The 24316-nt window shown below is 34.1% G+C and carries 24 protein-coding genes, 2 pseudogenes and 1 riboswitch; of the genes and pseudogenes, 5 read left to right on the top strand and 21 right to left on the bottom strand.

Annotated features, from left to right (window positions below; translation table 11 throughout):
- Positions 1 to 56: 56 nt before the first annotated feature.
- Positions 57 to 845 carry a glucose-1-phosphate cytidylyltransferase gene (rfbF, locus tag ABID96_RS02865; protein WP_088000573.1) on the bottom strand — a complete coding sequence of 263 codons (789 nt, stop codon included), beginning with the start codon at positions 843 to 845 and terminating at the stop codon, positions 57 to 59.
- Between the two features lie 231 nt (positions 846 to 1076).
- Entirely contained in the window at positions 1077 to 1595 is a 519-nt protein-coding gene (locus ABID96_RS02860; RefSeq protein ID WP_192603236.1) for a P-loop nucleotide/nucleoside kinase family protein, read from the bottom strand.
- Positions 1596 to 1994: 399 nt separating this feature from the next.
- On the opposite strand from ABID96_RS02860, the gene ABID96_RS02855 reads away from it, so the two are divergent.
- Complete coding sequence (locus ABID96_RS02855; RefSeq protein ID WP_377896609.1) at positions 1995 to 2141, top strand: hypothetical protein; 147 nt, start codon at positions 1995 to 1997, stop codon at positions 2139 to 2141.
- Here the strand turns inward: ABID96_RS02855 and sufB are convergent.
- Genes sufB through sufC form a run of 5 tightly spaced genes read right to left on the bottom strand, consistent with a single transcriptional unit; the run spans position 2110 to position 7326 of the window.
- Positions 2110 to 3507: a Fe-S cluster assembly protein SufB gene (gene sufB / locus ABID96_RS02850; RefSeq protein WP_088000579.1), complete on the bottom strand. Its 1398-nt coding sequence runs from the start codon at positions 3505 to 3507 to the stop codon at positions 2110 to 2112. The two genes, ABID96_RS02855 and sufB, sit on opposite strands and share 32 nt — an antisense overlap.
- A gap of 46 nt (positions 3508 to 3553) precedes the next feature.
- Positions 3554 to 4003, bottom strand: coding sequence for a Fe-S cluster assembly sulfur transfer protein SufU (gene sufU, locus ABID96_RS02845; RefSeq protein ID WP_192603237.1), 450 nt, complete (start codon positions 4001 to 4003; stop codon positions 3554 to 3556).
- Entirely contained in the window at positions 3993 to 5213 is a 1221-nt protein-coding gene (locus ABID96_RS02840; RefSeq protein WP_088000583.1) for a cysteine desulfurase, read from the bottom strand. The genes sufU and ABID96_RS02840 overlap by 11 nt, the downstream gene beginning before the upstream one ends.
- Positions 5213 to 6520 carry a Fe-S cluster assembly protein SufD gene (gene sufD, locus ABID96_RS02835; RefSeq protein WP_088000585.1) on the bottom strand — a complete coding sequence of 436 codons (1308 nt, stop codon included), beginning with the start codon at positions 6518 to 6520 and terminating at the stop codon, positions 5213 to 5215. Before sufD ends, ABID96_RS02840 begins: the two co-directional genes overlap by 1 nt.
- Positions 6521 to 6540: 20 nt before the next feature.
- Positions 6541 to 7326, bottom strand: coding sequence for a Fe-S cluster assembly ATPase SufC (sufC, locus tag ABID96_RS02830; protein WP_192603238.1), 786 nt, complete (start codon positions 7324 to 7326; stop codon positions 6541 to 6543).
- A 322-nt stretch (positions 7327 to 7648) separates the two neighbouring features.
- On the opposite strand from sufC, the pseudogene ABID96_RS02825 reads away from it, so the two are divergent.
- Positions 7649 to 7789: pseudogene (locus tag ABID96_RS02825) on the top strand (DUF2164 family protein); the annotation flags it as partial.
- Between the two features lie 230 nt (positions 7790 to 8019).
- Here the strand turns inward: ABID96_RS02825 and ABID96_RS02820 are convergent.
- Positions 8020 to 8745, bottom strand: a complete 726-nt coding sequence (locus ABID96_RS02820; RefSeq protein ID WP_192603239.1) for a DUF3298 and DUF4163 domain-containing protein — start codon at positions 8743 to 8745, stop codon at positions 8020 to 8022.
- Positions 8746 to 9034: 289 nt separating this feature from the next.
- Here ABID96_RS02820 and ABID96_RS02815 point away from each other — a divergent pair, with 289 nt between their 5' ends.
- Positions 9035 to 10006 carry a 2-hydroxyacid dehydrogenase family protein gene (locus tag ABID96_RS02815; protein ID WP_192603240.1) on the top strand — a complete coding sequence of 324 codons (972 nt, stop codon included), beginning with the start codon at positions 9035 to 9037 and terminating at the stop codon, positions 10004 to 10006.
- A 91-nt stretch (positions 10007 to 10097) separates the two neighbouring features.
- Here the strand turns inward: ABID96_RS02815 and ABID96_RS02810 are convergent, their stop codons facing one another.
- The 11 genes and pseudogenes from ABID96_RS02810 to ABID96_RS02760 form a co-directional block, all read right to left on the bottom strand.
- Entirely contained in the window at positions 10098 to 10931 is an 834-nt protein-coding gene (locus ABID96_RS02810) for a MetQ/NlpA family ABC transporter substrate-binding protein (protein WP_192603241.1), read from the bottom strand.
- A 24-nt stretch (positions 10932 to 10955) separates the two neighbouring features.
- A complete protein-coding gene (locus tag ABID96_RS02805) occupies positions 10956 to 11624 on the bottom strand; it encodes a methionine ABC transporter permease (protein WP_192603242.1) in 669 nt (222 codons plus the stop codon).
- Between the two features lies 1 nt (position 11625).
- Positions 11626 to 12639, bottom strand: coding sequence for a methionine ABC transporter ATP-binding protein (locus tag ABID96_RS02800; RefSeq protein ID WP_192603243.1), 1014 nt, complete (start codon positions 12637 to 12639; stop codon positions 11626 to 11628).
- A 136-nt stretch (positions 12640 to 12775) separates the two neighbouring features.
- A riboswitch (SAM riboswitch) is annotated at positions 12776 to 12886 on the bottom strand.
- 63 nt (positions 12887 to 12949) lie between these two features.
- Positions 12950 to 13312 carry a hypothetical protein gene (locus tag ABID96_RS02795; RefSeq protein ID WP_192603244.1) on the bottom strand — a complete coding sequence of 121 codons (363 nt, stop codon included), beginning with the start codon at positions 13310 to 13312 and terminating at the stop codon, positions 12950 to 12952.
- Between the two features lie 474 nt (positions 13313 to 13786).
- On the bottom strand, positions 13787 to 14110 hold the full coding sequence (locus ABID96_RS02790) for a thioredoxin family protein (protein ID WP_192603245.1): 324 nt from the start codon (positions 14108 to 14110) through the stop codon (positions 13787 to 13789).
- 13 nt (positions 14111 to 14123) lie between these two features.
- Positions 14124 to 14475: pseudogene (locus tag ABID96_RS02785) on the bottom strand (toprim domain-containing protein).
- Between the two features lie 213 nt (positions 14476 to 14688).
- On the bottom strand, positions 14689 to 15072 hold the full coding sequence (gene gcvH / locus ABID96_RS02780; protein WP_088000607.1) for a glycine cleavage system protein GcvH: 384 nt from the start codon (positions 15070 to 15072) through the stop codon (positions 14689 to 14691).
- Positions 15073 to 15112: 40 nt separating this feature from the next.
- Positions 15113 to 15469, bottom strand: coding sequence for an arsenate reductase family protein (locus ABID96_RS02775; RefSeq protein WP_088000609.1), 357 nt, complete (start codon positions 15467 to 15469; stop codon positions 15113 to 15115).
- Positions 15470 to 15855: 386 nt separating this feature from the next.
- On the bottom strand, positions 15856 to 17640 hold the full coding sequence (locus ABID96_RS02770; protein ID WP_192603246.1) for an acyl-CoA dehydrogenase family protein: 1785 nt from the start codon (positions 17638 to 17640) through the stop codon (positions 15856 to 15858).
- Between the two features lie 50 nt (positions 17641 to 17690).
- Complete coding sequence (locus ABID96_RS02765; RefSeq protein WP_088000613.1) at positions 17691 to 18866, bottom strand: acetyl-CoA C-acetyltransferase; 1176 nt, start codon at positions 18864 to 18866, stop codon at positions 17691 to 17693.
- 20 nt (positions 18867 to 18886) lie between these two features.
- Positions 18887 to 21268, bottom strand: a complete 2382-nt coding sequence (locus tag ABID96_RS02760) for a 3-hydroxyacyl-CoA dehydrogenase/enoyl-CoA hydratase family protein (protein WP_192603683.1) — start codon at positions 21266 to 21268, stop codon at positions 18887 to 18889.
- Positions 21269 to 21485: 217 nt separating this feature from the next.
- Here ABID96_RS02760 and ABID96_RS02755 point away from each other — a divergent pair, with 217 nt between their 5' ends.
- Positions 21486 to 21626: a YuzL family protein gene (locus ABID96_RS02755; protein WP_088000615.1), complete on the top strand. Its 141-nt coding sequence runs from the start codon at positions 21486 to 21488 to the stop codon at positions 21624 to 21626.
- A 182-nt stretch (positions 21627 to 21808) separates the two neighbouring features.
- On the opposite strand, the gene ABID96_RS02750 is transcribed toward ABID96_RS02755, so the two are convergent.
- Together ABID96_RS02750 and ABID96_RS02745 are read right to left on the bottom strand one after the other, a co-directional pair.
- Positions 21809 to 22726: a proline dehydrogenase family protein gene (locus ABID96_RS02750; RefSeq protein WP_088000617.1), complete on the bottom strand. Its 918-nt coding sequence runs from the start codon at positions 22724 to 22726 to the stop codon at positions 21809 to 21811.
- Between the two features lie 189 nt (positions 22727 to 22915).
- On the bottom strand, positions 22916 to 23176 hold the full coding sequence (locus tag ABID96_RS02745; RefSeq protein ID WP_192603247.1) for a DUF2573 family protein: 261 nt from the start codon (positions 23174 to 23176) through the stop codon (positions 22916 to 22918).
- Positions 23177 to 23413: 237 nt separating this feature from the next.
- Here ABID96_RS02745 and ABID96_RS02740 point away from each other — a divergent pair, with 237 nt between their 5' ends.
- The gene (locus ABID96_RS02740; RefSeq protein WP_192603248.1) at positions 23414 to 24217 is read left to right on the top strand and encodes a formate/nitrite transporter family protein; all 804 of its coding nucleotides are present in this window, start codon (positions 23414 to 23416) and stop codon (positions 24215 to 24217) included.
- The last annotated feature ends 99 nt before the right edge of the window (positions 24218 to 24316 follow it).

The raw sequence follows: 24316 nt of genomic DNA, 5'->3' as shown, positions 1-24316 counted from the left end.
CTTTTAAATAAAACAATTGCACCAATTACAGAGGCATAAACTAAAAACTGTTGTTCTTAATTATTTTTATCCCATATTTTCCAAGGAGCTTTACTGGACTCCCACATTTCTTGTAAATATTTCTTATCCCGTAAAGTATCCATTGGATACCAAAAACTATTATGTTTATATGCCATTAATTGACCATCTTTAGCAAGGTTTTCTAACGGCTCCTTTTCAAATATGGTTTGTTCACCGTTATTCAGGTAATTAAATACTTCTGGCTGCAATACAAAAAAGCCAGCATTTATCCAACCGCCATCTCCTGGTATTTTCTCCTGAAACTTCTCTACTTTCTGATCATTGGACAAGGATAAAACTCCAAATCTGCCCTGAGGCTGTGTAGTTGTTAATGTAGCCAACTTCCCATGTGAGCGATGGAATTCTACTAATTCCTTAATATTTACATCACTTACTCCGTCACCATAAGTCAACATAAAAGATTCATTACCAACATAATCCTGCACTTTCTTAATTCGGCCACCAGTCATTGTATTTAAACCAGTGTCAACCAATGTAACCCTCCAAGGTTCAACCGAATGCTGGTGAATAATAAATTCATTTCCCTTCTGAAAATCAAGTGTTAAATCAGAATTATATAAGTAATAATTTAAAAAATACTCCTTGATTACATGGCTCTTATACCCTAAACAGATAATAAAGTCGTTATATCCATAACTAGAGTAAAGCTTCATGATATGCCATAAGATGGGCTTTTCGCCAATCTCTATCATAGGTTTCGGCTTTAAATGGGTTTCTTCACTTATTCTTGTGCCAAACCCCCCAGCTAAAATTATGACCTTCACATTTTTCTCTCCTTTCGAGACATTCTGCTTCTTTGAATAAACATCGATTAGTTGCCGTGTCCATTTCTTAATAACATATTCTTAATTTTTAAAATTGTTTAGGCATATCCAACATTCAAATGTATTTAAGAAAGGAAAGTTAAAATGAGGCTTACTTGAAACGGAAAAGTATTTAAGAAGGACAGGAGAGAGCTAGGGAAAATTGACATCCAAATGAAAGTGTAGTCAAAGTTATAGACAAAATTGATCGAACCGGCTTATTAAATCATGAATAATTTCATCGGGCTGTTTATTTGTTGTGTCATAGAGATAGTTTTTGTTTGGTAAAAAGTTTTCAAGTTTGTCTAATAAATATAAAGATCCTTCTATTAAATAATCATCCCCTCTTTGATTTAATCGTCTAATAATCATTTCATCATCTGCCCGTAATACGACATAATGAATTTTTACATTTAAATCCGATAAGTGCTTATCTAACCACTCTAACTCACTGTAAACAACATAATCTATAATTACATTAATGTTATTTTCAAGGAAGTTCCTTGTTAATGAGAGAATATTTTTCCATATAATAGCTCTCATTTCTTCCCTCGGAGGTTGTATTTTTCCTCTGAACATTAATTTGATTAAGTCACCTTCTATTAATGCAGCTTCTTCTATCTCCTGGGCAAGTGCATTTGTAACTGTCGTTTTACCAACTCCATATGGACCTGAAATAATATAAATGGAACTATTGTTTCTATTTTGCATATTAAGTTTCCCCTCCAGAATCTAGTTAATAGGGATTAAGGATTTCTATAAAGACTATGCGTATACATAACATCTTGTGTAGACAAAAGCATTTTTTGTATAAAAAAGACCCCCAACCAAATTGGTTGAGAGCCCTTGAAAAATGGAAGAAATTATTGAGTGAATTAAAGAAGTTTAAACTAAAAGCAAAATGAATTGATAATAGGAAACGAGAGGTTTCATCGAAATGAAGATGGTATTGTATTTCAGAACTGTCATGGGTATTATCTAACACCTTTAAAGTTAGAAATTCCATTCGTGATTACTGCAAAAAAGCTGGTCTAGGGTACAAAAAAGGACACATGTTTTTGACATACTCATGCTGTTCTGCTACTTGAATCAGGAGTAAGTATTAGATACGTGCAAAACTGCCTAGGTCATCATACAATTAAAATAACAGATAATATTTATCTCGATATTACCGAAAAAAAAGAAGACGAACCTAAGCAGTCCGCCTTCTTATCTTTAAAGAATATTAGCCAATTGATCCTTCCATCTCGAACTTAATCAGACGGTTCATTTCAACAGCATATTCCATAGGTAATTCTTTTGTAAATGGCTCAATGAATCCCATAACGATCATTTCTGTAGCTTCTTGCTCAGAAATACCGCGGCTCATTAAGTAGAATAATTGCTCTTCAGACACTTTTGAAACTTTCGCTTCATGCTCAAGAGAAATATTGTCGTTTAAGATTTCATTGTATGGAATTGTATCAGAAGTTGACGCATTATCCATAATTAATGTATCACATTCAATGTTTGAACGAGATCCAGCAGCTTTACGACCAAAGTGAACAATACCGCGATATGTTACTTTACCACCGTGTTTTGAAATTGACTTCGAAACAATTGTAGAAGAAGTATTTGGTGCTAAGTGAATCATTTTTGCACCAGCATCTTGGTGTTGACCTTTACCAGCAATTGCGATAGAAAGTGTAAGTCCACGAGCACCTTCACCTTTTAAAATAACTGCAGGATATTTCATCGTAAGCTTAGAACCGATGTTACCATCAATCCATTCCATTGTTGCATTTGCTTCACAAACAGCACGCTTCGTAACTAAGTTGAATACATTATTCGCCCAGTTTTGAATTGTAGTGTAACGGCAGTAAGCATCTTTTTTAATGATGATTTCAACTACTGCAGAGTGAAGTGAGTTTGTTGTATAAACAGGAGCTGTACAACCCTCAACATAGTGTACGCTTGAACCTTCGTCAGCAATAATTAGTGTACGTTCAAATTGTCCCATATTTTCAGAGTTAATACGGAAATATGCTTGTAGTGGCGTATCTACTTTTACGCCTTTTGGTACATAAATAAACGATCCACCTGACCAAACCGCAGAGTTTAATGCTGAGAATTTGTTATCTGTTGGTGGGATTACTTTACCAAAGTGCTCTTTGAAGATTTCTTCATGCTCACGTAAAGCTGTATCTGTATCAGTAAAAAGAATACCAAGATCAGTTAAATCTTGTTTCATGCTGTGGTAAACTACCTCAGATTCATACTGAGCAGAAACACCCGCTAAATACTTTTGCTCTGCTTCAGGGATACCAAGTTTATCAAATGTATTTTTGATTTCTTCAGGTACTTCATCCCAAGATTTTTCTGTTTTCTCTGATGGCTTTACATAATAAGTAATTTCATCAAAGCGTAAATCAGACATGTCTCCACCCCACTGAGGCATTGGCATATCATAGAAATATTGTAAAGATTTTAAACGAAAATCTAACATCCATTGTGGTTCATTTTTCATACGTGAAATTTCTTCAACGATTTCCTTTGTTAAACCACGCTCTGAACGGAAGATTGATACGTCACGGTCATGAAACCCATATTTATAATCACTAATATCTGGTAAATTCGTAGACATCATTCATACTCCCTTCTAATAGAAGAGAGGATTAAAGCTCAGAAGATTATTCTTCTGATTTTAACCCCTTCTCCATCGCTTTCCATGCAAGTGTTGCACATTTAATTCGTGCAGGAAATTTCGAAACACCTTGCAATGCTTCAATATCATCTAATTCAACTGAATCATCATATTCTTTTCCAAGCATCATGTCAGAAAATATATGAGAAAGATTTAATGCTTCCTCAATTTTCTTACCTTTTATTGCGTGTGTCATCATTGAAGCAGATGCCATTGAAATGGAACAACCTTCACCGTCAAAACGAGCATCATATACGATTCCATCTTCAACTTTTAAACGCAATTCAATTCGATCACCACAAGTTGGGTTATTCATGTTAACAGTTAAGTCACCATCAGAGATAGCCCCAACACCCTTATTACGAGGGTTTTTATAATGGTCCATAATCACTCGACGATACAATGCATCCAGATCTATATTTCGATTAATAGACATCACTAAAGTACTCCTTCGTTTTTACTAGTCCTCTTACAAAAGCATCTACATCTTCTTTTGTATTATACAAATAAAAACTTGCTCGAGCAGTTGCAGATACTTTTAACCATCTCATTAATGGTTGTGCACAATGATGACCTGCACGTATTGCTATGCCTTCAACATCTAAAACAGTCGCTAAATCATGTGGGTGAACATCATCAATATTAAATGTTACAAGACCCGCACGATGTTTTGGACCATAGATTGTGATACCTTCTACAGAAGATAACTGTTCCAGTGCATAATCTACAATCTCATGCTCATGTTTTTCGATATTGTCCATACCGATGTCGTTTAAGAAATCAATAGCTGCACCTAATCCAACAGCACCAGCAATGATTGGTGTACCACCTTCAAACTTCCAAGGTAGCTCCTTCCAAGTTGAATCTTGTAAGTCAACGAAATCAATCATTTCTCCACCAAATTCAATTGGTTCCATGTTTTCAAGAAGATGTTTTTTACCATAAAGTGCACCAATACCTGTAGGAGCACACATTTTATGACCAGATAATGCATAGAAATCACAATCTAAGTCTTGTACATCCACTTTCATATGCGGCGTACTTTGTGCACCATCGACAAGCATAACTGCTCCATTTTGGTGTGCAATTGCTGCAATTTCTTTTACGGGATTAATTGAACCAAGTACATTTGAAACATACATGATAGCAACAATTTTCGTATTAGAATTAATTGTAGCTTTTGCTTGCTCGATACTAATCGAGCCATCTTCTTCTAAAGGTATATATTTAAGCGTTGCGCCAGTTGCTTTTGCCACCTGCTGCCATGGAATGATATTACTATGATGCTCCATATAAGAGATCACTATTTCATCCCCAGCTTTCAGGTTCGCTCTGCCGTAACTAGCAGCGACTGTATTGATTGCCGTTGTTGTTCCTCTAGTGAAAATAATTTCTTCCATCGAAGAGGCATTAATGAATTTACGAACTTTTTCACGAGCTCCTTCATATGCATCTGTCGCTTTTGTTCCTAGCGTATGCACACCTCTATGAACATTGGAATTAATTTCTCGATAATAGTTAGAAACTGCCTCAATTACCTGTACAGGTTTTTGTGAAGTTGCTGCACTATCCAGATACACTAAAGGATGTCCATTTACTTCTTGATTTAGAATAGGAAAGGCTTCACGGATTGATTTAACATCCATTACTTAACCTTCCTCTCAATTACATCAACAAGCATTTTTTTAACTTCATCAACCGGTAATTCCGAAACTACAGGTGCTAAGAATCCGTGAATAACTAAGCGCTCTGCTTCCTTCTTCGGAATACCACGACTCATTAGGTAGTAAAGTTGAGTAGGATCTACTTTACCAACTGAAGCTGCGTGTCCTGCCATTACATCATTTTCATCAATTAATAGAATTGGGTTTGCATCTCCACGAGCTTTTTCACTAAGCATTAACACACGAGAAGTTTGTTGTGCATTAGATTTAGAAGCACCGTGCTCAATTTTTCCGATCCCATTAAAGATTGAAGTTGCTGCATCTTTAGATACACCATGCTTTAAGATCCAACCTTCTGAACCTTTACCAAAATGGATAATGCTCGTCGTAAAGTTTTGCGTTTGCTCACCACGACCAACAGTTACCATTTTCATATCTCCAAATGATCCGTCGCCAATTAGGTTCGTAACGTTTTCAAATACTGAGTTTCCATCGTTCATTAGACCAAGTGCCCACTCAATTTTACTATCACGACCAGCGTGACCACGACGTACAACATAAGCAGTTACACCTTTTGCTAATGTATCAACTGCACCGTAACGTACTTTAGCATTATCTAAAGTAATTACCTCAGTTACTACATTTACAACAGCGCCGTTTAAGTCTTGTGAAGTTGAAACATAGTTTTCTACATAAGTTACTTCACTGTTAGCGTCCGCTACAACTAACACGTGATTGTAAGCAGGTACTGTTTCTCCATCCACTACGAAAATTGCTTGAATTGGTTTTTCAAGAACAACATTTTTCGGAATGTATAAGAATGCACCACCATTTACTAATGCAGCATGTAATGCGATTAATTTGTTTTCGTCTACTTTTACAGCTTCTGTCATGAAATACTTTTTAACAAGGTCTTCATGATCTTTAATAGCTGTGTGTAAGTCAATAAATAGAACACCTTTTTCTTTTGCTTCTGTTGAAAGCGCGTGATATACAGGTGAACCATTGTATTGTACGTATACTGATTGATCAGCATCTTCGTTCATTAAAGATGTAACTGATTCTGGTAATTGATCCTTCGTTGGAACATTGCCAGTAGTTACATCAAATTCTTTACCAAAGAAATCCCATTTAGAGATATTCGTTTTATCTGGTTTTGGTAGAGAAAGTGTTTCAGCTTTAGCAAGTGCGTTTAAACGGAACTCTGTGAAGTAAGCTGGTTCATTACGCAATGCAGAAAGCTGCTTTACTGTTTCTTGACTAAATGGAATTGTAGTACCAGTTGTCATGAGAATCCCCTCCTATCCGATTAAGCTTCTTGCCCAACTGTCTCGTCTTCGATACCTAACTCTTGTTTAATCCAGTCATATCCTTCAGCTTCTAAACGAGCTGCTAACTCAGGACCACCTGATTTTACAATACGACCTTGCATCATTACGTGAACGAAATCAGGCGTAATATAATTTAATAAGCGCTGGTAGTGAGTGATGATTAAGCAACCGAACTCTTCTCCACGCATTTCGTTAACACCTTTAGATACTACTTTTAATGCATCAATATCTAACCCTGAATCAATCTCATCAAGGATTGCAATTTTTGGTTGAATCATCATCATTTGAAGAATCTCATTACGTTTTTTCTCTCCGCCTGAGAAACCTTCATTTAAATAACGTTGTGCCATTTCTGGATCCATTTCAAGGAATTCCATGTTTTTATCTAAAGAACGGATAAATTTCATTAATGAAATTTCATCGCCTTCTTCACGACGAGCGTTTACAGCTGAACGTAAGAAATCGGCATTTGTAACACCACTGATTTCACTTGGATATTGCATAGCAAGGAAAAGACCTGCTTGAGCGCGCTCATCAACTTCCATTTCTAATACATCGTTGCCATCAAGCTCGATGCTTCCACCAGTAACTTCATATTTTGGATGACCCATAATAGCTGAAGATAAAGTAGATTTACCTGTACCATTTGGTCCCATGATTGCGTGGATTTCTCCACCTTTTACTTCAAGGTTTACACCTTTTAAAATTTGCTTACCTTCAATAGCAACTTGAAGGTCTTGTATTTTTAATGTAGAAGCTCCCATTGTTTACCCTCCATAATCTTAACAAATAAAATTTCTATAAAATAGAAAATGGCTATTTTAGTTCATTCTCATTTTATTCTCATTCTAATCTTAAAGCAATTAAAAAGTATTTTCAAGCAGTGTACTATTTTATTAAAAAAGTTTTATTGTCACGCTTAATTTTTTGTGAAAATAGAAATTAATAAAGATACTATATATATAGGAAATAATAATTTCCATGTCAAAATTAACTAAACTCTCATCTGAACAACAAAAGTATGCAATTAATCAACTTCAAAGCTTTTTCTTATACGAAAGAGATTAAGTACTTAGAGAGTTAAGCGCATTTTTACTAATTGACTTTATCACTACAAAGCTTGGTCCCTTGTATTTTAAGAAAGGTATTGAAGAATCTCAGAAATTTATGTCAGAGCGTGTAGAAGACCTTTACGCATTATTGTTAAAAAAAGATCTTGAATCCTAATGTTTTCTTAAAACAATTTTTTAATCATATTCAATTTAGCTTATTCAATACTAATATAGTTGTTCGAGTTAAATTGGGTGATACGCACTTAAAAATTACTCATATATTTAATAAGATTCGCACTCTTTCATTATTAACAAAAACCCAATTTTTCATAAAATAATTTTATATGTTATTAAATTCAAAAGAACCTTATTTTGAAGGTTCTTCTGCATTTACATTATCTAATTTTACTGTTGGAATATTTTATAAGGTACAACGATTTCCGGCATACCCGCCGCATATGCAGCTACTTCATATTCACTAAAAATTAATTTAATGCCTTCCTGATCAAATACCCATAATCTATTTTTATCACTTAGAGATATTTCATTTGGTGACTTAATTAAAACATATCCACTATATTTATTTTGTAATTGTTGATAAGTATAATCTTGTATAGCTTTTTCCTTTCCTTTTATTAGGCTTGATAACTGAATGAGATCACCTGTTTTTAAATCAAAATTAAAGACTGTCCCAGTTGTCATCCCATGTGCGCCGCCAGTATAAACATATTCATAATAGACAACACTTAATTTTCCAGCATTATTAAAAGGAACTTTATAAGTAAATACGTACTCATAAGGTCTCCATGGACCTTGACTTGAAGTCCATTTTGCCTTCGCTTCTTTTTCGTCTGCAAGTAATTTTAATCGATGCTGATTAGCTACTTTCGCACCTTTTTGTAAAGTTGCATTTATTTTATGCTCGGCTTTTTTGCTACTTAATCCTTTTACTTGTGGATATTTAATTGGTGTATTTCTCATTTTAACTTCATATACTTGCGCTTTTTGTACAGTAGCAGGCGACAATTGTACAAGTTTACTGTTTTGTTTGACCGCTGCTTGTGAATTAGTCGGTATCATAATAGAGCTTGTCATGATACAAGTAATTAATAATCCAATAACTTTTTTCATCTTTGATCCCCTTAACCAAATATTACCTTTAGTATGAGAAATTACGGATAGATTTATTACCTTCACAATTATCCGATTCTAGATTCACTTTCTATCAAGCTCATAAAAAAATGCAGATCCTTATATAAGGATCTGCATTTTCTTCCAATATTTAATTACTGCTTGATTTATCCTTTATTGATATTCGACATTTACCTTCTAAATGCATTCAAATTTAATAATTACAATCAAATCAATTATAATAAAAAGATACATAATAGAAGATTTTATTCAGAAAGTGGGATATAAAATGGCGAATATATTTGTAACAGGCAAAATACCTGAAAAAGCAGAAGAACTTTTAAAAGGGTACGATTTAACCATTTTTAATGGTGAAGGACTAATCACTGAAGAAGAGCTTTGCGAAAGTGTAAAAAATGCTGATGCAATTCTAAGTTTACTATCTACCCCAATTACAAAGAATGTAATCGATGCAGCGAAAAATGTGAAGATTATTGCAAATTATGGAGCTGGATTTAACAATATTGATGTTGAGTATGCTACTAGCAAAGGCATTCACGTAACAAATACTCCATTTGTTTCTACAGATGCAACAGCAGAATTAACGCTTGCTATCCTATTAGCAGTTTCGAGAAGAGTAGTAGAAGGCGATGAGTTATGCCGTACGACTGGTTTTGATGGATGGGCACCATTATTCTTTAGAGGCACTGAAGTTTCAGGGAAAACAATTGGAATCTTTGGTTTCGGTAACATTGGACAAGCAGTTGCAAAGCGTGCAAATTCTTTTAATATGAAGGTATTATATACTCAACCTAGAAGGTTAAGCCCAGAGATTGAACAACAATTTAACGCAACATATGTTTCATTTGAGGACTTACTTAAAGAATCTGATTTCATTTCACTTCACTCTCCATATAAGCCTGAACTGCATCATCTATTTGGAGAAGTAGAATTTGCAAAAATGAAAAAAACTGCCTTCTTTATAAATGCAGCAAGAGGAACTCTCGTAAATGAAGCAGAGTTAGTAAATGCTTTAAAAAATGGTGTGATTACAGGTGCAGCTTTGGATGTTTTTGAATTTGAACCAACCATTACGGAAGAATTAAAAACATTATCGAATGTTGTTCTAACACCTCATATTGGAAATGCTACTTATGAAACTCGTGAAGCAATGTCTGAAGTAGCGGCTAAAAATATTATAGAAGTAATAAATGGACGAAATCCTATTTCTGCTGTAAATGAAATATTTGTTAAAAACTAATCAGTACAATACCATGTTATTATTAATAGAAGATATTTGCTAAAACAAAAAAACTCTTAGCTAAATTGCTAAGAGTTTTCCTTTTGACTACTTATTCACTTACAGGTACTACAGCACCTTCATATTTTTCAATGATGAAATCTTGAATTTCTTTAGAGTGTAATACTTTTACTAATGCTTTGATCTCTTTTTTGTCTTTGTCACCTTCGCGAACTGCAATGATGTTTACATATGGAGATTCTTTACCTTCTAAAGCAATTGCATCCTTCATCGGATTTAAGCCTGCATCAATCGCATAGTTTGTATTGATTAAAACAGCATCGCCTTCTTTGTTTTGATATACTTTTGGAAGTAAACCAGCTTCAACGTCAGCTTTGAATTTTAAGTTTTTAGGGTTTTCAGCAATATCTTTAATTGTAGCAGTTGTTGGGTCTACGCCTTCCGCAATTTTAATTAAACCTTCTTGTTGTAACAGGCTTAACATACGACCGTGATCCGCAACCGAACTACTCATGATAATTGTTCCACCTTTTGGTAGTTCATCTAAGCTTTTATATTTTTTAGAGTAAACACCGATTGGCTCAATATGAATTCCACCAGCATTTTCAAATTTATATCCATTTTCTTTCATTTGTGATTCTAAGTAAGGAATATGTTGGAAATAGTTAGCATCTAATTCTTTTGATTCTAAAGCTTTATTCGGTAAAACATAATCTTGGAATTTTACGATTTTTAAATCAATACCTTCTTTTTTCAGTAAAGGTTTTGCTTCTTCTAAAATTACTGCGTGAGGTACATTTGAAGCACCTACTACTAATTCTTTATTTCCTTTTCCACCAGCTTCGTTTTCTCCATTACCACATGCAGCTAACGATAAAGCTAATACGCCTGCTCCTAATAAACCTGTAATCTTTTTGAAATTCATGTTCTTTTTCCTCCCTAATTTGAATTAAGTTCTTTTATCTATTTTTGTTGTTATTAAATCTCCAATAAATTGAAGTATAAATACAATGATTAAGATGATGACTGTTGCCACTAAAGTTACTTCATTATTTGATCTTTGGTAACCTTCCATAAATGCTAAGTTACCAAGTCCACCGCCACCTACAACTCCAGCCATTGCTGTATAACCAACTATCGCAATTGTTGTAACTGTTAAGCCTGAGATAATAGCAGGTAACGCTTCTGGTATAAGAACTTTTAAAATAATTGTTAAAGTGCTTGCTCCCATTGCTCTTGCTGCTTCGATTACACCCTTATCAATTTCACGTAATCCGATTTCAACCATTCTTGCATAAAATGGTGCAGCTCCGATAATTAGAGCAGGTAATGCAGCTTTCGCACCAAGCATTGACCCCAGAATAAACATTGTAAACGGAATTAATAAAATGATTAGAATAATAAAAGGTATTGATCTGAATATATTTACAAATCCAGCTAAAATCATGTTGATCAATTTGTTTTCTAACAGCTGGTCTTTACTTGTTAAAAATAATAGCAAACCAATAATTAACCCTAAAATAAAAGTAGCTAATGCTGCTATTACTGTCATAAATAATGTTTCTTGTGTTGCTAAGATCATTGTTTCCCAATCAACATTCGGAAAAATTTGTGTCATATTACGCTACCTCCACTTCAACTTGCTTTGATTCTAAGTAAGAAATTGCTTCTTTGATGTTATTTAAATCTCCTACAAGTTGAATAGTTAGTGTTCCGTATGACCCTTCAGCGGTTTGAACAATTTTTCCTTGCAAAATATTGATTTCAATATCAAAGTGCTTTACTACTTCAGATATATGGGGTTGATTAGCTTGTCCATTTTTAAACGTTAGCCTGTAAGTTTTATCATTCCCATTGCTTTCTATAATTACTTGTTGATTAAACTCTTCATCTGTTCCTCTAACCTGCTTTACGAATTTCTTCGTAATTTCTTGTTGTGGATGAGTGAACACATCTACTACATGACCCTCTTCAACGACTTTTCCATTTTCCATTACAGCTACTCGCTGACAAACTTTCTGAATAACATGCATTTCATGTGTAATCATAACGATTGTAATACCAAGTTGTTTATTAATACTTGTTAGTAGTGAAAGTATTGAGTCAGTTGTTTCTGGATCTAATGCAGAAGTAGCCTCATCACATAATAAAACATCTGGATTATTTGCTAATGCTCTTGCGATACCAACACGTTGTTTTTGACCACCACTTAGTTCTGAAGGATATGCATTTTCTCTTCCTTCAAGGCCAACAAGCTTGATTAATTCTTTTGCGCGCTCTACACGTTCCTTTTTTGAAACATTTGCAATTTCAAGCGGGAAAAGTATATTGTCTAAAACTGTTCTAGACCATAATAAGTTAAAGTGTTGGAATATCATCCCGATTTTCTGTCTTGATTTTCGAAGCTCTGCTGATGAACACTTTGTGATTGATTTTCCATTTACGATTACGTCACCATCTGTTGGAATTTCAAGTCCGTTTAGCATTCGTAATAACGTACTTTTCCCAGCACCGCTATATCCGATCATGCCAAAGATTTCGCCTGCTTCAATTGTTAGTGAAACATCCTTTACCGCGGTTACAGTGCCCTTTTTACTCCTATATATCTTACTTACATTATTTATTTGAATCATTCATGATTTCTCCTCTCAAACATTCTAACAACACTCTTTTCAATTTTTTGTAAGAAATATCTTTTTTAGTCTTAAAAAACAAAAAAACCTTTCTACTCGCATGAGCAGAAAGGTTTAACATAAAAAGTAATCCTTTCTCTCATCTCTCAAAGCAATTGCTTTGCAGGAATTAGCACCATTTCAATGACAAGCATTGACGGTTGCTGGGTTTCACAGGGCTCAGTCCCTCCACCTCTCTCGATAAGAGTTAACGTATCAAATATTCGGTTGTTTAATGTAGTTTTCATTCTACAAACTTAGACATAAGTTGTCAACAATTTTCTAAAAGTTTTTTCTCATTCTCCACACTCGTATATTGAAAAATTGTTTCAATGAGTAATAATAATCGATAATTCCCCTCATAAGAAGCGTCATTTAACTTTAATAATAGTCCTAAGCGTTCCCTACCTAAATTTAACGATTTCCAACCATCTTTCGTTAAATTAATTCTTAACTGTGGAATAGCTCGATCTAATATTTCAATATATGGAGCTTTTTTACTGAATTTGATATATGACTTCTCATTAAGACAATTTAGTTCGAAAATTCGATCTTCAATCGGTAAAATTATTTGTAAATATTCTTTATTAATAAATAAATTTCTAGCTTGTCCAACCCACTCCTTAATTTCCATATCGTTTACACCTCTCCCGAATTCTTTAAAACTATTTTCTCATAGATAGATGTTATGTTCTTTACTTTTCGCTCGACAATTACCATGGATAAACGCATGTCATTCTACAACATTCACCTTATTTCCCAAGAAATATGTCAGAAGTTGGGTAATAAAATATAGTCATTGATAAAACAATTTTGAAATTTCCGGGCTTAAGAATGTGTTAGTTGATTACAACTCCAGGTTGCTCGCTTTCCGTGGGGCGAAAGCTGAGCCTCCTCGGCTAACCTCCGGGGTCTCAGCCTTTCCGCATCTCCCACAGGAGTCTCGCACCTTCCGTTGTAATCAACTTTTGTATATATAGTTCTATTTAACCAAAAAGCAAAATTCTATTAGAAAAAACCTTTTAAAAACATAAAAAAATGACAACTAATCACTTGTCAATTAGTCGTCATTTTTCATTATCAAGAGGACTTCACGGTCTCTCAATATTCATCGTTTAATATACAGATTGTATTTTTTTAATAAGTCATGTAAATACGGAACAGATTGGAAAGCGTATATCTTTTGTTTGATTTCTCCTTTGTCGAAAATAATTAGACAAGGTACACTTTCAATTTTCCAGTGCTGAGCTTCTTGTGTTAGATCATTAATATTTTGCTTAGATAATGGTAAATTCGGGAGTATTTCATTAACGATTTCTAACATTTTAGATGCTACTTGGCAAGTACCACACATAGCGGTATATATATATAAAATTGTTGTTTCTTTTGATTCTATACGTTGCATTAATTCATTCTTTGTCCACTGGTACATATCATTAATCCTCTTAAATTGTTCTTAAATAGTCTGTAAAAACGGAAATGTCCGCTCCTAATAATACACTTGCTAAATGTTGACTTGGAGCTGTTGCAACTTCACGATAACTTCTGTCGATATACAAATGCTCCGCTTGAGGAAATTCTCTTTTTAATAATCTTCTCAGTTGTTTCTCCAGCCTCATCAGCATCAACTAGCACGTAGATTTCTCTATAATCTAACATTTCGGCTAGTTCATCTAATTTAGTTGTCCCTACAGTTCCATTTGTACAAATGATATCTACAGGTTCTTTTATAATAGACTGAATCTTTCTTTTATCAGTAGTACCTTCGACAATGATTACTTTTCTTTGATCTTCAATATTCACTGGGCATCACCTAATGTAAAGGACTCTAAAGCTTAATTCATATATATAGTATATTCTATTTTCGTTTGTTGTTTCCTTTTTTTCATAAAAGGAAAATAAACTAACCCAAAAACAAGACAAAAAATAACATAAAAATAGTATTTTGTATTTAACAGTATACACATAAATTAAGAAAAGCGCCCATAATTGGACGCTCTTAATAGATAATTAATCTTGATTAATCATTTCTTCGTATTTTTCAGCAGACATTAACTCTTCATATTCAGAAGTGTTAGAAGCTTCAACAACTACCATCCATGCTTTTTCGTATGGAGATTCGTTTACGAATTCTGGATTATCATCTAGGCTTGAGTTTACTTCAACAACTTTTCCACTAATAGGAGCATAAAGTTCAGAAACTGTTTTAACAGACTCAACGCTACCAAACGGCTCGTTTACTGTAATATCATCGCCTACTTCTGGTAACTCAACAAATACGATATCTCCAAGCTCTGATTGTGCAAAATGAGTAATACCGATATAGTACTTATTACCTTCAACTCTTACCCACTCATGTTCTTCTGAATAACGTAATTCTTTTGGAATTGACATTGTGAATCCTCCTCGATTAATTACCATAATTTATGTTATTTTATAACCAAACTTTTTCAAATACTTCTTCGTTAAAACCAACTGTCGCTTGATCTCCATTGAATAGAAGCGGTCTTTTGATCAGTTTGCCATCAGAACTTAGAAGTTCTAGAAGCTCTTCTTCAGTTTTAGTTGGAATAACATCCTTCAAGCCAAGCTCTCGGTATTTTACACCACTTGTATTAAATAATTTATTAATAGAAATTCCACTTACTTTTAAAACATCAGCAAGTAATTCCTTTGAAGGCGGATTTAATGTAATATCAACTGCTTCCACAGTTACATTATGTTCTTTAAGCCAAGAAGCAGCTTTTCGACAAGTTCCACACTTTGGATATGTATAAAAAATGATACTCATATTAGCAACTCCTCCCATTTTCTATTTTATCACAGTAAATAAGTGAGTTAAAATAGTTCGGTTAGAAAATTCTGTTATAAATTGTCATTTATAAATATTATAACAACATTAGACAATATTAACTAGTTAAACGTTCGGTTATTTTTCAATTTATTACGATATTTTTTTCATATCCTAACCATCATTCGTATTTTCAAGACCAAATTATACTATCAGAAATGATTTAATCTGATTTATTTTTTAGAATAACCTATATTAGTATGTCATATCTGAAGTTAGATTATCCTATTTTTACCATATCATTAAATATTTATTAGGGCAGAAAGTAGTAATTCCTTTCATAGAAAAACTGCCAATCTCTTAAGAAAGGCAGTTTTTCTAAAATCTTATACTGTATAACGCTCAGCAGCTAATACACCAGCTGCGATTTCACGCTTTTTAGCAATTACGTTAATCGGCGTGTGACGAGTAAATTTACGAAGCGCAGAAGTCATCATACGTAAAGAATCCCCTGACTCAACAGCTACTAAAGTTTCTTTTGCATGAGCCTCAATATCATTGAACGCTTCTTGACAGAATACTTGAGTATAAAGTAGTTTTTGGTTTGATTTTTCTACGCCTACTTTGTTGATTGCTTTTTCTGTACGAAGAATTGCAGATTCCATTGCATAAATATTGCTTGCAATATCAGCAATGTTTACTAAGATTTCTTGCTCTCTTTCTAATGCTTTACCGAATTTTTGAGCAGCTAATCCTGCAATCATGATACCAATTTTCTTCGCGTTACGTAGTAAATGCTTTTCTTGCTCTAATGGAGCATCTCCTACTTCTGAAGGCATAAACATCATAAGCTCTTCTTGAATTGCTTGAGCTTGTTGAAGTAAAGGTAATTCACCTTTCATAGCTTTACGTAAGAAAGTACCTGGTACGATTAATCGGTTAATTTCATTTGTACCTTCAAAGATACGGTTGATACGAGAGTCACGATAAATGCGCTCAATTTCATATTCTGCCATGAAACCATAACCACCGTGAATTTGAACACCTTCGTCAGCTACATAGTCTAATACTTCTGAACCGAAGAATTTATTTAATGAACACTCAATCGCATATTCAGAAACAGCTGCCGCTACTGCTTTTGGATCTTTTGCTTGTTCCTCAGTTAATTGACTAAAGCGGTCTTCAAATAATCCTACAGTACGGTAAACTGAACTTTCATTTGCATAAATTTTCGTAGCCATGTTCGCCAATTTTTCTTGAATTAAGCTAAATTTAGCGATTGGTGTTTTAAACTGTTGACGTTGGTTTGCATAAGTTGCAGATAATTCTAAAGCACGTTTAGAAGATCCAACTGTCCCGACAGCTAATTTGTATCGACCAATATTTAAAATGTTGAATGCAATGACATGGCCTTTTCCTACTTCACCTAAAAGATTTTCTACTGGTACTGCAACATCTTCTAAAATTAAAGTACGAGTAGAAGATGATTTGATACCCATTTTCTTTTCTTCTGGGCTAGTTGAAACGCCTGGATAGTTTCTTTCAACGATAAATGTAGAGAAATGCTCACCATCGATTTTTGCATATACAACGAATACATCTGCAAATGCAGAGTTAGTGATCCATTGTTTTTCACCATTTAAAATATAATGTGTACCTTCAGCATTTAATTTCGCTGTTGTTTTCGCTCCTAATGCATCTGAACCTGAACCTGGCTCTGTTAACGCGTATGCAGCTAATTTTTCACCAGTAGCTAAATCTGGTAAATAGCGTTTCTTTTGATCTTCATTACCGAATAAAACGATTGGAAGTGACCCAATTCCAACATGCGCTCCATGAGTAATTGCAAATCCACCAGCTAAAGAAAACTTCTCTGAAATTAGTGACGAACTAATTTTATCTAATGCAATGCCACCATATTCTTCTGGAATATCTGCAGCAAGTAAGCCTAGCTCACCAGCTTGTTTTAATAAACGAACAGAACGCTCGAATTCATGCTTCTCTAAATACTCTAATTCTGGTAACACTTCATTTACAACAAACTCTTCAGTTGTTTTCGCAATTAATTTATGCTCGTCAGTATAATCCTCTGGAGTAAAAATTTTATCAAAAGTAATTTCTTCTGTTAAAAAGCTTCCGCCTTTAATGACACTACCGATTGTTTTTTCCATTATTTCTTCCTCCTATTTCGTTTTCATTTATTTTGTATTTGTTTTTTTTATTAAATTAATTCAAATACCCCAGCAGCTCCCATTCCGCCACCGATACACATTGTTACTACACCGAATTGCTCTCCACGACGTTTCATCTCATGTAATAAAGATAGTGTTAATTTTGCACCAGTACAGCCAAGTGGATGTCCTAATGCAATTGCACCACCGTTTACGTTTACTTTGTTTTCATCTAAACCTAAGTGACGCATGACTTGAATTGACTGTGAAGCAAATGCTTCGTTTAACTCAAATAATCCGATATCAGATAAACTTAAACCTGCTAGTTTAAGAGCTTTTGGAATTGCTTCAACTGGACCAATCCCCATCACTTCTGGTGCTACACCAGCAACTGCAAATGAACGGAATTTTAAAAGTGGACTTAATCCTTCCGCTTCAGCTTTTTCACGATCCATTACTAGTACCGCTGCTGCGCCATCACTTGTTTGTGAAGAGTTACCAGCAGTCACTGATCCTCTCACATTAAATGCTGGACGTAATTTTGCTAAAATTTCAGAAGTTGTACCCTCACGTACGCCCTCATCTTGAGAAAAAGTAAATTTTTTCTCCTCTAATTTGTTATTTGAATTAATTGAACGTAGCGCAACATCAACTGGTACAATTTCATCTACAAAGCGACCTTCACGAATTGCAGCAGCTGCTTTTTGATGGCTTCGAACCGCAAATGCATCTTGGTCTTCACGAGAAATTCCATAGCGATTTGCTACTTGCTCAGCAGTGTGCCCCATACCCATATAATATTCAGGCGCATTTTCTACTAGTCTACTATTTGGACGAATTACATGTCCTGACATTGGTACTAAACTCATAGATTCAGCACCACCAGCAATCGCAGCTTCTGAGTGACCTAACATAATTCGCTCTGCAGCATACGCTATACTTTGTAAACCTGAAGAACAATAACGATTGATTGTGATAGCCGGAACTGTATTTGGTAATCCAGCAAGTGCTCCAATATTTCTTGCCATATTTAAGCCTTGTTCAGCTTCAGGCATTGCACATCCAAAAATTAAATCATCAATTGGACCATCATAATTACCAGCACGTTTTAATGTTTCTTTTACTACTAATGCTCCTAAATCATCTGGTCGAACTGTTGCAAGTGAACCTTTTTTCGATTTGCCTACAGGTGTTCTTGCACCTGCTACAATGACAGCTTCTCTCATGTTCTTCCCTCCATCTCCGATTAGTTACGTAACGGTTTTCCTTTTACAAGCATGTGCTGCATACGAGCTTGAGACTTCATTTCAGTGATTAAGCTTAAGAATGCTTCACGCTCAATGTCTAATAGATATTGCTCATCAACTTTTGTACCGAATGGAACTTTACCACCAGCAATTACATAAGCTAATTTCTTAGCAATTGTTAAATCATGCTCACTAATATATCCAGATTGATACATAGCTTGGGCACCTAATAATAATGTTGCATAGCCTGTTTCACCAACAACAGGTACTTTCTCACGTACTGGTGCACTGTAACCAGCTTCATATAATTCAAGAACTCGTTGTTTTGCTTCATAGATTAAATGATCCGCATTAAACACTTTGCGATCATTGTGATTTAAGAATCCGTTTTCAAATGCTTCTTGAGCAGATGTAGAAACTTTTGCCATAGCAACTGTTTCAAACACTCGGTTTGCTAATGTTTGCAAGTCAAACTGCACGCCTTCTGGGAATTGTTTTAATTGTTTCATATAAAGCTCTTTGCTACCGCCACCGCCAGGAATTAATCCTACGCCAACTTCAACTAAGCCCATATAAGTCTCTGAAGATGCAACAATACTAGAGGCCGGTAAACAAATCTCTGTACCTCCACCAAGTGTCATTCCATATGGTGCTACTACTACTGGTTTATCAGAGTATTTGATTTTCATCATTGCGTTTTGGAAGCCTTTAACAACCATTTCAATTTCAAAGTAGTTATCATCTTGAGCTTCCATTAAAATCATTGCTAAGTTTGCACCAACACAGAAATTCTTAGCTTGATTTCCAATGACTAACCCTTTGTAATTTTTAGATACTTCCTCGACTGCGAAGTTAATCATTTGTGTAATATCCATACCGATTGCGTTGCTCTTTGTATGGAACTCTAAGCAAGCAACACCATCACCAAGGTCAATTAAACTTGCACCAGAATTTTTCTTAATGATACGACCTTGTTCCTTTAAAGCACTAAGTTTAATTTCTTTTTCATTTCGATCTAATTGAACATATTCTCCATTATGATAGAAACTAATAGCTCCATTATCTTGTTTGTAGAAGCTATCATTACCGTTATCTAACAGATCCTTAACCCAACCAGGAACAGAAATGCCTTCGCTTTCCATGCGGACTACTGATTTAGATACACCAATTGCATCCCAAATCTCAAAAGGACCTAAATCCCATCCAAATCCCCATTTCATCGCTTGGTCTATTCCAACAATATTATCTGAAATTTCACCAGTTAATTCTGCAGAGTATGCTAATACTGGACTAATAATACTCCATAGGAAGTTTCCAGCTCTGTCATCAGCGTATACAAGCGCTTTCAACTTATTTGATAAACCTTTTACTTGTTTAACAGTTTCTGTAGATACAGTCGTTAATTTTTTTCTTGTACCATATTCAAAAGTAGCTGGATCAAGTTCTAAAATTTCTTTACCTTGCTTCAAGAAAAATCCTTGACCGCTCTTACTCCCTAACCATTTACGATCCGCCATTTCCTTCATAAATTCAGGAACTTTGAATACTTCTTTTTCTTCGCCTTCTACTAAGTCATAAACATTATTTGCAACGTGGATAAATGTATCTAATCCAACTACATCTAAAGTACGGAAAGTAGCACTAGATGGACGACCGATCATCGGACCAGTAATTGAATCTGCTTCCCCAACGCTATATCCACCTTTAAGCATCTCACGAACTGTTACAAGCAATCCGTAAGTTCCGATTCTGTTACCGATAAAGTTAGGTGTATCTTTCGCAAGTACAACTCCTTTACCTAAAACATCTTCACCAAATTTTTTCATAAATGTAAGTACTTCATGAGATGTATGTTGTGTAGGAATTACTTCTAATAATTTTAAGTATCTTGGTGGATTAAAAAAGTGTGTGCCTAAGAAATGTTTTTTAAAGTCTTCAGAACAATCTTCAGACATCGCTTCAATTGAAATTCCTGATGTGTTAGAGCTTATGATTGATCCCGGTTTACGAACAGCATCAACTTTTGCTAACACTTGTTTTTTTATCGCTAAATTTTCAACTACTACCTCAATGACCCAGTCAACTTCACTTAAACGACTCATGTCATCTTCAAAATTTCCAGCTTCAATTAAAGCTAAATTTTTCTTTGAGGCTAGAGGAGCTGGTTTTTGTTTTAATAATTTCTGAATAGCCGATTGACTAAAACGATTACGAAATTCTTTTGATTCAATAGTAAGACCTTTTGCAGTATCTTCCTCAGATAATTCTCTTGGGACAATATCAAGAAGTAATGTTGGAATACCTATATTCGCTAAGTGTGCAGCAATACCTGAACCCATCACACCCGAGCCGAGTACAGCGGCTTTTTTAATTCTTTGGATCATATGCATTTCTCCTCCTTGTTTCTTGAATGAATACTCATTCACTTTCAAGATAGAATTTCCCCATCGCAAATGAGCTCTACTTTCACTATATGCTAAATTCTAATTTTTCGCAATAAACAAAAAGTTCAAATTAATAATTTTTTATTTTAACCAACCTTATTTTTACTAATAAGATTACTGTATTAGGTTAGTCTAATGAATGGAGGTGATTACTATGCGACGGAAGAGAAATCCATCTAAGGGTGGGGTCAGTGCAGCAAGTGTACAAGGGAATGCAGGCCATGGAGATCAAAAGCAGGAAAAAGGAAAACAAAGTAACAACCAACAGTACGGACGAGAAAATATGGGTCAATAAGATTAGTTTTTTGTTCTAAGGTTGTTCATAGACTAGGACGATGAAATCATTAAAATAATGTTGTTTTGTTTTTGAATTTATATTAAGGTCGATTCACAAATAATCCTGTATAAAAAGAAAAAAAGAGACTGTTGAAATAAGGATCTCGGACAATCCTCTTTTCAGTAGTCTCTTTCAATTCATTATTTACTGAACATACCCTTTAATACGAAAGCTACGTTAGCTGGACGTTCAGCTAAACGACGCATAAAGTATCCATACCAGTCAGTACCATAAGGAACGTAAACACGCATGTTATAGCCTTCTTTAACAAGCTCTAATTGGCGTTCAACACGAATACCATATAACATTTGGAATTCGAACTGATCGTTAGGAATATTATGTTCTTTTACTAATTGTTTAGTATATTCAATCATCGCTTCATCATGAGAAGCAATTGCAGTAAAGTTACCGTTTAATAAGTGCATTTTAATGATTTTTTTGAAATTCTCATCCACATCTTTTTTATCTGGGAATGCAACCTCTGCAGGCTCTTTATAAGCACCCTTAACAAGACGTAAGTTTGGATTTAAACTATTTAAATCATTGATATCGTTTTCAGTTCTGTATAAATAAGCTTGGATTACAGTACCGATATTTTCGTACTCAGATTTTAATTGTTTAAAAATGCGAATTGTTTTTTCACAACGAGTAAAGTCTTCCATATCAATCGTTACAAACACATTGTGTTTTGTAGCAACTTCAAGAATTCGGCGCATGTTTCCTAATACAAGCTCGTCCGAAATATCAAGACCCATTGAAGTCATCTTTAATGAAAGTTGTGAATTCAACTTATTTTTTCCGATTGCTTCAATTGCTTCGATACAATGATCAGTCATTTCGTTTGCTTCTTCAACCGTATCAACGAATTCACCTAAATAATCAATTGTAACTTTTAAATCTTTTTTATTTAAATCTTGGATTACTCTAGTTGCTAAATCGATTGTTTCACCTGCAACGAATCGAGCTGCACCAAAACGAAGACCGTATTTCTTAGCCATCTTCGTTAAAAACTTATTTTTTGACATGAATAAAAAAGTATTTTTCATCAGTTGTTCCATCTCTTAACCCCCAATTTCTAAATAGTACTTCTCTCTCTATATAATACTAATGTATCATTTAATGAATATCGTTAAAACATTTTTTTAGCGAATTGTCGAATTTTGTACAAACAATAAAACGCTTACTAAATATTATATTATCATAATTTTAGTCATCAGTCATCCATACGACGCCCTAAATCTTATTACCTATTTTTTCTTGCTTGCCATTTCTTCTCGATGTTGTTCGTTTAACGTTTTAATTTCTTTAATTAATTGAATCATTTCATCCTTCGCATCTGGATATGTTTCATTCCAATGCTTCGTCAATGGCGGCATAGATTTAGATATATACGTGTACATAATCCATTTCTCAACTTTTTCTTGCTTTTCCTCTGACCATTCTCCAAGCATTAACTCTGTATATTTTTTTAATAGCGCTTCAAATTTTTGTTCAAATTCCTTCTGCATAAAATTACCCCTCCATCATACTGCACAACTTTTTTAAAATGTTTATTCTGATACACGAAATTATATTATACATTCACAAATAATAAAAATAGATGATGCGAGTAGTTCATTATTTTTACGATTACGAGCATTTTCTTTTTTCACACATTGTTCATACCTTCACAATCTTTCCTTTCATATATGTCCTTATACTAAATGGTGTATTCATTTATTTAAGCATGTATTGGAGTGATCATCTTGGAACGAGAAAGTATACAGTATTGTATTGAATTGGCACTTAAAAAAAAGAATGTATTGGATCAAAATATTAATAAATATCTAACTCGTGCAGCTTTGGCTTCTATTTACATCAGTTTTATTTTAATTGTGTGCTTAAAATTAGCAGAGATTTTCCGACTTAAAGAATCACTATTCACTTCAGTAGCTTATCCTTTTGTTTTCGCCACTGCACTCGTCATGATAATTTATGGTGGTGGAGAACTTTTTACTAGTAATACGATGTATTTTACGTTCTCTACTTTGGCTAAAAAAACTAGTAAAATTGATTTAATCAAAAACTGGACTGCTTGTTACTTGGGGAATATTTTAGGATGTTTTGTCTTCGCTATTTTGTATTATTTTACTGGTTTATCAAAGGAATTTCCAACGGATCATTTCTTAACAAATGTGGTAGATCATAAAATACACGCTTCTTTTATTCAATTGTTTTTTAAAGGTGTTTTATGTAACTGGCTAGTATGTCTTGCTTGTTTTTTACCAACAAGATGTAAAGATGATATTGCAAAAATGGTCATGATTTTCTTATTAGTATTTACTTTCTTTTTTTCCGGTTATGAACATAGTGTTGCAAATATTGCCGTCTTTACTTTAGCATCAATTATGCCTCATGATATAGCGTTTACTTTTAGTAATGTTTTACACAATTTAGTTCCTGTTACATTAGGTAATATTGTTGGTGGTTCTGTCGGTGTAGGTGTTAGTTATTATTATTTAAACAGTCGGAACCATGTTAATCCTAAAAAATTAAAACAGATTTCATGATTTTTTAACGTAACCTGTCTGAAAACTAACTGGACAGGTTTTTTCGTGCAAATCTATATTTAATATGGTAATAATGTGAATATATATGAAAAATTTACC

It is taken from the genome of Gottfriedia sp. OAE603 (assembly GCF_040543965.1).
Lineage (GTDB): Bacteria > Bacillota > Bacilli > Bacillales > Bacillaceae_G > Gottfriedia > Gottfriedia solisilvae.
Note: the sequence above shows the minus strand (reverse complement) of the source record. Positions and strands in the feature narration are given on the sequence as shown.